We start from the raw sequence: 7,888 nt of genomic DNA, 5'->3' as shown, positions 1-7,888 counted from the left end.
ACGCCCGTCGAACGCGGGGAGGGGAGGCGGCCGAGGGGAAGGGTGCGGTGCCTCAGGTGCGGGCGAAGGCCGCCGAGACCGGCGATCCGGAAGCAGAAGCGGGAAGGGCGGATGCCCCCGACATTCGAGCGTCTGCGTCCGTCCGGGAACGGGGCAGCCCTCCCCAAGAGGCCGATGCGGTGCGGTTCGGCGACATGGGGCTGTCCAACAGGTCCCGAAAATCGGAAATCACGGGGCTGTCTAACACGTTGTAAACGCCCCTTTTTCATTCGCACCGCTATTCGGGAACTTTTCCGAATACGCAATTTTCGGAGGGTCAAAAAAACTTGTTAGACAGCCCCGTGAAATCGTTGAAATCAGACTTGTCAGACAGCTCCTTTTCATTCGTACTGCTATTGAGAACTTTTCCCAATACGCAATTCCGGAGGGTTGAAAAAAACTTGTCGGACAGCCCCATGTCCGTTGCGCACGGCTTACGCGGGACGGTCTATTCCGCTCAGAACGCAGGTCCGCGGTGGCCGCCCGGCGGCGGGCCCATCATGCCCCGGCGACGGGTCGGCATCTCGGCCCCCTCGTAGTCGCCGATGTTCGTCGAAGCCTTCTTGCCGAAACGCCGCAGATTGAAGGTGAACTTCAACAGATAGTAGCGTCCGATCACGCTGTTGGTGGCGTTCTGCGTCCAGCCCGAACCCGTCGTGCGGACGAAGGCCGTATTCTGGTTGAAGATGTCGTTCACCCCGAAGCTGATCTCGCCCCGCCGGTTGCGGAAAATCTTCTTGCCGATCGAGGCGCTGCACAGAAGATAGGAGTCGTTGTAGTCGTTGGTGATGCCCTTGTACTGCGTATAGGCCGCCGACGCCGTGAAGGTGAATCCCTTCCAGAAGACGAACTTGAAATCGCCCTGCGCCGTATGGTTGAAGTACTTGTTGTTGCCCGTCGAGGCGATCGAGTTCTTGGCCACGTTGTAGGTGCCGTCCCACGAGAGGGTGAAGTCCACGTTCTCCGAAATGTTGCTGCCCAGCACCGCCCGCAGGTCGTAGCCCATGTTGCCGGCATCGTTGCGCAGGCCGTTGATCCGGCTCGGGGTGAGCGTGTAGGTTATGCCGCCCATGATGTTGAAGTTGCACTTGAGGAAACTCACCGGAAGTCCGTAGCTCAGATGCGTGCGCAGCATCCAATATCCGTCCATGTTTACCGGACGCGAATATTGCAGATAGTCGTACGTCGTGCCGTCGATCGAAACCGAACCGTTGTAATCCACGTTCGAGGTGATGTAGTCCGACGTGTTCTGGAGCATGAACATCCACATGAACGTGCGCCCCTTCTCCAGATTGGAATGGATGTAGTGCATCATCATGTGGTGGCTGTACGAAGGGCTGAGCTCGGGATTGCCGCTCGAAATGTACTGTGCGTCCGACACGTCGAACACGCTTTGCAGATTCGTTACGGTGGGATTCTGCGTATAGGAGCGCACGAACAGACGGATGGAGTTCTCGCGGTTGATGTTGAACTGCCCCATCAGGAAATAGGTGAAGTCGTTGTACGAATGGCGGATCTGCTCCGCATCGGAGTTCTCGACCTGTCCGTCGAGCGTCGAACGCTGGTAGTAGACGTTCGCCACGATGTTGTTTTTGTCCTTGGCATATCGGAAGCCCGGGCCGACGCGGTGGATCATGTAGCCGCTGCTGTACGAGTTCGAAAGCGCCGGGTCGGGGGCGATGCCCGAGGGATCGAAATCCTCGCCCGTGATGTAGGAAGCCTTGTCGCGCTGCTGGTATTCGTACTCGGCGCGATACTGCGCGCTGAGCTGCGCGTATTTCGAGACGGGTTCCGTGTAGGTGATGTTTCCCTCGACCTCGTAGTTGCTCGACGGCGCCGTGTTATAGAGATAGCGCATCCGGAGGTAGTCGTCGGGGTCGATCACTTCGCCCGTCGCGGGGTCGATCGCAGGACGGACCTCCGAAATGGGGGCGGTATTCGAAGCCGAATTGGAGCGGCTCGTATTGTCGCGGTAACGGCCCGAACCGTCCACCGTGATCGTGCGGCCGTCTTTGCCGAGCTTGGCCCGATAGACGGCGAACAGACGGGCGTTGTAACCGCTGTTGGCGGCGTCGCTGTAAGTGCGCGTCAGGCTGTAACCGCTCTGGCCGAACTGCCAGCCGTCGGTCGTGCTCCACGGATCGTTGGACTGGTAGCTGAAGCTCGGACGAATCATGAGGTTCTGGTTGTCCGAAATCTTCCACTCGATGCGGGCATTGAGACGGTGGTTGTAGTTCTCCGTGTCGGAATAACCCGTGGTCGAAAGGGTGTCGACCGACGGATATTCGTACCATTTATATTGGGTCGAACGGTTGGTCGTGCGGGTCCCGTTGAAAAAATAGCTGCCCTGAAACGACACCTGATCCCGCTTGCCCCACGTGTCGGAATAGTTCAGGCCGATGGCGTTGACCTTAGCCACGCCGCTCTGCGGACGGGTCATGTAGGAACGCATGCCGCGGCTGGGCGTGCCGCCCGTAACGCCGAGGATGTCCTCGAACGAGAAATTCTGCTGGTTGACGTTGTTGAACAGCGCCAGCAGCGAGAGACGGCTGTCGCCGTTGAAGATGTTGACGTTGCCGCCCGCATTATACTTGAATTCGGACTCGGTTCGGGTGTCGGCGTCGTAGCCGAAGGCGGCGTAGAGCTTGCCGAACTGGCCGCGGCGCATGTTCTCGCGCGTAACGATGTTGATGGCCTTGTAGCCTTCGCCGTCGTCCATGCCCGAAAATTCGGCGTTGTCGCTCAGTTTGTTGTAGACCTCGATGCGGTCTACGGCTTCGGCCGGCAGCGACTTGATGGCCGTAGCGACGTCGTCGCCGAAGAACTCCTTGCCGTCGACGAAGACCTTTTTGATCTCCTCGCCCTGCGCTTCGACCGTACCGTCGGACACGGTAATGCCCGGCATCTTCTTGAGCAGCCCCTCCACGTCGGCGTCGGTCGAAACCTTGAAGGAGCCGGCATTGTAGCTCACCGTGTCGCCTTTCTGCGACGCGCGCAGCGCCTTGGCCTCCTTCACCACGGCGGCGATCTGCTCGGCCGCAGGCATCATCGCCACCTTGCCGAGCGCCGTCCTGTCAGCTCCGACCGTGAAGGTCTTCTCCAGATTGTCGTAGCCGAGGAAGGTGAAGACGGCCTTGTATTCGCCGTAGGCGAGCGAGGGAATGCTCAGCGAACCGTCGTATCCGGTCGTATAAAATCTTTTCCGGTCGGGGGCCTGCGCGGGAGCGACCTCCACGACCGCGCCTGCGATGCCCTGATTCGAATCTGCATCGACCACCGTCGCCGTAACGGTCCCTTGCTGTGCGAACGAAACCGCTGCGAAGAAGGTGAACAGTGTAGTGATAACGAGCTGTTTCATCTGTTTGGATCTTATTTATCTTGGATTGCGGGGAGGCGAAGATACGACAAATCTTCCGCATTCCCCATATCTTCGGGGCGAATCGACAAAAACAGGGTGTCAGCCGGTATGGCCGACACCCTTTCCGGGGTCCGGTACCCATGCAACCGGCTTCGGCCTACCGGCCGGACGGCGTGCCGCAGTCTGCGGGACACGCCTCTTTCTGCGCAGGGCAGGGTCCCTCGCAGCAAGCTGCGCCGGACGGTCCTTCCGGCCTCGTGCCGTGGTGCATGCGGCCCCGACGGCGCTCGTGCATCCGCTGCCATTCGGCATACTGCTTCTCGTTGAGAATCCGCTTCATATTCGCCGCATTCTCCTGTCGGACTTCAGATAACTGCCGTTGCAACTGAGCCTCGCGCAGACATTGGTCGTAAACGGTGCGGGCCTGCGTTTCATCGAGCCCCAGCGCCTCGGTCATCCGCTCGGTGCGCATGCGGGCCGCCTCTTCGGTCGTGGGACGTTTTGCATCCGGATCCATCGCGGCGGAGCGACCGCGGTGCTGTGCCGCGGCATCCGCCGCGATCATCGTACATACGGCGAACAATGCCGCAAAAAAACTCTTTCTCATAAAGACTGAAAACTTTATTGTACATTCGACGGGTTGCGACACCCGTCCGTCCTGCACCCGATGCAAAGGTAGCACCAAAACGAAAAGCCCGAAGCGGAACTTCGGGCCAAACGGTATTTTCCGGGGGTGAAGCGGCTAATCCGCAGGCCGGACCGCCCGCAGCCACGCCTTGAATTCGGGGGCGCGGGCCTTCGACACGACGATCCGCTCGGGCGTCTCGACCGCAAGTCGGAGCGACAGCCGGCTGCCGAACCACACGGCGATCTCCTTCACGGCCCGGCGGGCGACGATGAACTGACGGTTGGCGCGGAAGAAATCGGCGTCGGGAAGGATCCCCTGCAACGCTTCGAGGGTCTTGTCGAGCTGATAGACCGTACCGTCGTAGGTGCAGGCCGTAACCTTCTCGTTGGCGGTGTAACAATAGGCGATCTGCTCGCGGCGGAGGGGGATGATCCGATCGCGCACGTGGACCAGAAAGACGCTCTCGGCGCCTTGTCCCGCCGCCATGCGCCGCACGCGCGAGCCGTATTCGCGGCGCTCGCTGCCCGTCAGACGGCGAAGCTTCGCCAGCGCCCGCGACACGTCGGCCGCATTGATCGGCTTGAGCAGGTAGTCGATGCTGCTGACCCGGAAGGCTTCGAGCGCATAGCGGTCGTAGGCGGTCGTGAAGACCACGGGAACCGTAACCTCGACCTCGTCGAAGATGCGGAACGACTCTCCGTCGGCCAGATGGATGTCCATGAAGATCAGATCGGGCAGGGGACGGGTGCGCAGCCATGCCACGCTCTCGTCGATGCTCTCCAGCGTGTCGAGCACCTCGGCGCCGGGTTCGGTCTCGCGGAGGATGGCCCGGAGGTTCTCGGCCGCCGCCGTTTCGTCTTCGATAATCAGTACTTTCATTTCATCTGCGGTTTTTGCAGCGGCAGCCGCACGACGAACACGCCGCCGGTATCGCGGATCTCGATTTCGCGGCCCGTGATGAGCTCCCAGCGCTTGCGCAGGTTTTCGAGGCCGATGCCCGTGCCCGGCTCGGGTTGCAGCTTGGGGACGATCGGATTGGAAACCGCGAGGTGATCCTCGTGCGTCCGGATCGTGATGCGGAAAGGCTTGCTCCGGGTGATGGTGTTGTGTTTCACGGCGTTGTCGATAAGCGGCTGGAGCGTGAGCGCGGGGAGCAGCCAAGTGCGGTACCGCTCCTCGATGTGGATGTCGAAGAAGAGTTTGTCGGCGTATCTGATCTTGAAAAGGTAGGCATAGGCCTCGGCGAACCGGATCTCCTCGTCGAGCGCCACCAGCGTATTCTGACCGCTTTGCAGGATGTAGCGGAACGTGTAGGAGAGCTGGTCGATGTAGGTCAGCGCCTTGTCGTCGTGCCGGCCGCGCACGAGCATCGCCAGCGAGTTGAGCGAATTGAAGAAAAAGTGGGGGTTGACCTGACTCACCAGCATATTGTAACGTGTGATGAGGTTTTCGTTCTTGAGCTGTTCGTTCTCGACGGCCATCGCCTGACGCTGGGAGCCCAGCCGGTAGATCCAGCCGTAGAGGATCGCCACCACGAGCGTGAAGGAGCACTTGAGCATCAGCACGAAGTCGAAATGACGGCCGCCGCTCCGGAAGTTCATCACGATGCGCCCCGTCCGCCAGTCGATCGTCGGAGCGATCATGTAGAGCGCAACGGCCGCCACGAGACACCACGCACAGCGCACGGCGAAGCGCGGCGCCGTATGGCGGCGGCCCGAAGAGAGAATCGTGAGCAGCACGAAGGCGAAGACGAGGTAGTAGAGCAGTTGGTGGACGGTCTCGACGGTCTCCGACGGACGGTTGAACACGGCGCGGTAGTCGAACGGAACGCCGTTGCGCCGTTTCACCTCGCCCATCGTATAGTGGGCACCCTCGCGCCGCGGGACGCTCAGGTCCACCACCAGCCGGTCGCCCTCCGCGAGCCCGAGGCGCCGGATGCGCGACATGGGCACGTAGACGCTGTCCCGCCCCGCGTAGACGATGTAGCCGTGGCCGTCGGGATCGACCGAAAGGATCCCTTCGCCGGGCATCTCGACGAACCGTTCGCCGGCCGGATGAGGCTCGCTGCGCCTGTCGACGATCAGCAGCAGCAGGTACGAGAAGTTGACCACCAGCGTGATCGCCAACGCGACCAGCAGGTTCGGCACCCAGACGGAGCTTTTCGGCGGACGACCCATGCGTGCCGGCTATTCCTCTTTATACCACGAGGCGTAGAGCATGTAGTCGTGCGCCGTGCGCAGCACGATCTCGTCCCGCTGCTCGGGCGTGATCTCCCTGACCTTCTTGGCCGGCACGCCCGCATAGACCGAATCGGGTTCGAGCCGTGCGTTCGAGAGCACCAGCGCATTGGCCGCGATGATGCAGCCCGGGGGGATCACGGCGTTGTCGAGGACCGTGGCCCCCATGCCGATGAGGCAGTTGTCGCCGATCACGCCTCCGTGGACGATGGCGTTGTGGCCGATCGAGACGTCGTTGCCGATGATCGTCTGCGAAGGGTGCTTCGCCCGGTCGTAGATGGTGTGGAGCACCACGCCGTCCTGAATGTTGGTGCGGTCGCCGATGACGATCCGGTTCACGTCGCCGCGCAGCACGGCGTTATACCAGATCGAGCAGTCGCGACCGATCGTTACGTCGCCCAGAATGACGGCGGTCTCCGCCACAAACGTGTTCTCGCCGATCACGGGCTCGTGGCCCCGTACTTTTCGAATCAATGCCATTGTCGTCTCAATAATTGAATTAGATAACTGTATATCGTGTCATGCCTGTGCGGCACTCCGTTACCGCTGCCGCCCGCGGCGCCGCATCCGAACCGCCCCGGAGCCGGCTCCCGCATGAAGGGGGGGGGAGGGCATGTGCCGCCCCGACGGCGCCCTCGGAACGGAGACGGACCGGCGGCCCGAAACGCCAAAGACGCTGCCGCCGGCGCTGCGCAGCGCCGAGGCTATTCCGTCTTTTTGGCCTCCTGCCAGAGGGCCTCCATCTCAGCGAGCGGCAACTCGTGGAGCGTATGTCCTTTGGCGGCAGCCCGTTCCTCCATATAATTGAAGCGGCGGATGAACTTCTTGTTCGTGCGTTCGAGCGCCGATTCGGGGTCGATGCCGTAGAGGCGCGCGGCGTTGACGAGTGCGAAAAAGAGGTCGCCGAATTCGCCTTCGAGCCGCTCCCGGTCCTGCGAACCCATTTCGGCCTCCACCTCGGCGGCCTCCTCCCTGACCTTGGCCCACACATCTTCGCGCCGCTCCCAGTCGAAACCCGTCGCGGCGGCCTTCTCGCCGATGCGGAGCGCCTTGACCAGCGCCGGCAGCGAACGGGGCACGCCGCCCAGCGTGCCGCTCCTGCGCTTTTTTTTGCGCAGCTTGAGTGCCTCCCAGTTCTCCTTCACCGCATCGGGCGTCGAGGCATGGATGTCGCCGTAGACGTGCGGATGGCGGTAGATGAGCTTGTCGCACAGAGCGTCGGCCACGTCCGCATAGTCGAACGCGCCGGCCTCTTCGCCCAACTTGGAGTAGAACACGACGTGGAGCAGCAGGTCGCCCAGCTCCTCCTTGATGCCCTCCATATTGTGATCGAGCAGCGCGTCGGCCAGCTCGTAGGTCTCCTCGATCGTGTTGCTGCGTAGCGAATCGAAGGTCTGCTCGCGGTCCCACGGACACTTCTCGCGCAGGGTGTTCATCACCTCCAGCAGACGGGCCGTGGCCGCCAAGCGTCTATCCTGTTCCATAGTTTTGATGTTTTCGACAGGGCAAAGTTAGCACATTCGGCGGAAAATGCTATCTTTGTCCGAAACATTTCACACCTATCCGCCGCTCTTCCTCCCCGGCTCCGATCCCGGACGGCGGGCGCCGAGGGAGGGGGACCGACGG

Annotated in this window: 7 protein-coding genes; 1 reads left to right on the top strand and 6 read right to left on the bottom strand. The window is 61.6% G+C overall.

Going from position 1 to position 7,888, the window contains the following annotated elements; translation table 11 throughout:
- A partial coding sequence (locus BN3659_RS13300; protein ID WP_216092790.1) for a hypothetical protein occupies positions 1 to 254 on the top strand: 254 nt, incomplete at its 5' end.
- A 242-nt stretch (positions 255 to 496) separates the two neighbouring features.
- Here the strand turns inward: BN3659_RS13300 and BN3659_RS04920 are convergent.
- The 6 genes from BN3659_RS04920 to mazG all read right to left on the bottom strand — a co-directional run bounded on the left by BN3659_RS04920 (position 497) and on the right by mazG (position 7,746).
- Positions 497 to 3,397, bottom strand: coding sequence for an outer membrane beta-barrel protein (locus BN3659_RS04920; protein WP_091535050.1), 2,901 nt, complete (start codon positions 3,395 to 3,397; stop codon positions 497 to 499).
- A gap of 157 nt (positions 3,398 to 3,554) precedes the next feature.
- Positions 3,555 to 4,004, bottom strand: coding sequence for a hypothetical protein (locus BN3659_RS04915; protein WP_091535048.1), 450 nt, complete (start codon positions 4,002 to 4,004; stop codon positions 3,555 to 3,557).
- 135 nt (positions 4,005 to 4,139) lie between these two features.
- Positions 4,140 to 4,904 (bottom strand): LytR/AlgR family response regulator transcription factor, encoded by a 765-nt coding sequence (locus BN3659_RS04910; RefSeq protein WP_091535046.1) that lies wholly within the window; start codon positions 4,902 to 4,904, stop codon positions 4,140 to 4,142.
- A complete protein-coding gene (locus BN3659_RS04905) occupies positions 4,901 to 6,202 on the bottom strand; it encodes a histidine kinase (protein ID WP_091535044.1) in 1,302 nt (433 codons plus the stop codon). The genes BN3659_RS04910 and BN3659_RS04905 overlap by 4 nt, the downstream gene beginning before the upstream one ends.
- A gap of 9 nt (positions 6,203 to 6,211) precedes the next feature.
- Positions 6,212 to 6,742 (bottom strand): gamma carbonic anhydrase family protein, encoded by a 531-nt coding sequence (locus BN3659_RS04900; protein WP_091535042.1) that lies wholly within the window; start codon positions 6,740 to 6,742, stop codon positions 6,212 to 6,214.
- A gap of 224 nt (positions 6,743 to 6,966) precedes the next feature.
- Positions 6,967 to 7,746: a nucleoside triphosphate pyrophosphohydrolase gene (gene mazG, locus BN3659_RS04895; protein WP_091535040.1), complete on the bottom strand. Its 780-nt coding sequence runs from the start codon at positions 7,744 to 7,746 to the stop codon at positions 6,967 to 6,969.
- Between the last annotated feature and the right edge of the window lie 142 nt (positions 7,747 to 7,888).

This window comes from Alistipes sp. CHKCI003 (assembly GCF_900021155.1).
GTDB classification, from domain to species: domain Bacteria; phylum Bacteroidota; class Bacteroidia; order Bacteroidales; family Rikenellaceae; genus Alistipes; species Alistipes excrementavium.
This window is presented reverse-complemented; position numbering and strand designations above follow the sequence as displayed.

What these genes read in the sequence shown, in the direction of transcription:
- BN3659_RS04920 (WP_091535050.1), bottom strand. Translation starts at nt 3,397, where the DNA reads ATGAAACAGCTCGTTATCACTACACTGTTCACCTTCTTCGCAGCGGTT.
- BN3659_RS04915 (WP_091535048.1), bottom strand. Translation starts at nt 4,004, where the DNA reads ATGAGAAAGAGTTTTTTTGCGGCATTGTTCGCCGTATGTACGATGATC.
- BN3659_RS04910 (WP_091535046.1), bottom strand. Translation starts at nt 4,904, where the DNA reads ATGAAAGTACTGATTATCGAAGACGAAACGGCGGCGGCCGAGAACCTC.
- BN3659_RS04905 (WP_091535044.1), bottom strand. Translation starts at nt 6,202, where the DNA reads ATGGGTCGTCCGCCGAAAAGCTCCGTCTGGGTGCCGAACCTGCTGGTC.
- BN3659_RS04900 (WP_091535042.1), bottom strand. Translation starts at nt 6,742, where the DNA reads ATGGCATTGATTCGAAAAGTACGGGGCCACGAGCCCGTGATCGGCGAG.
- mazG (WP_091535040.1), bottom strand. Translation starts at nt 7,746, where the DNA reads ATGGAACAGGATAGACGCTTGGCGGCCACGGCCCGTCTGCTGGAGGTG.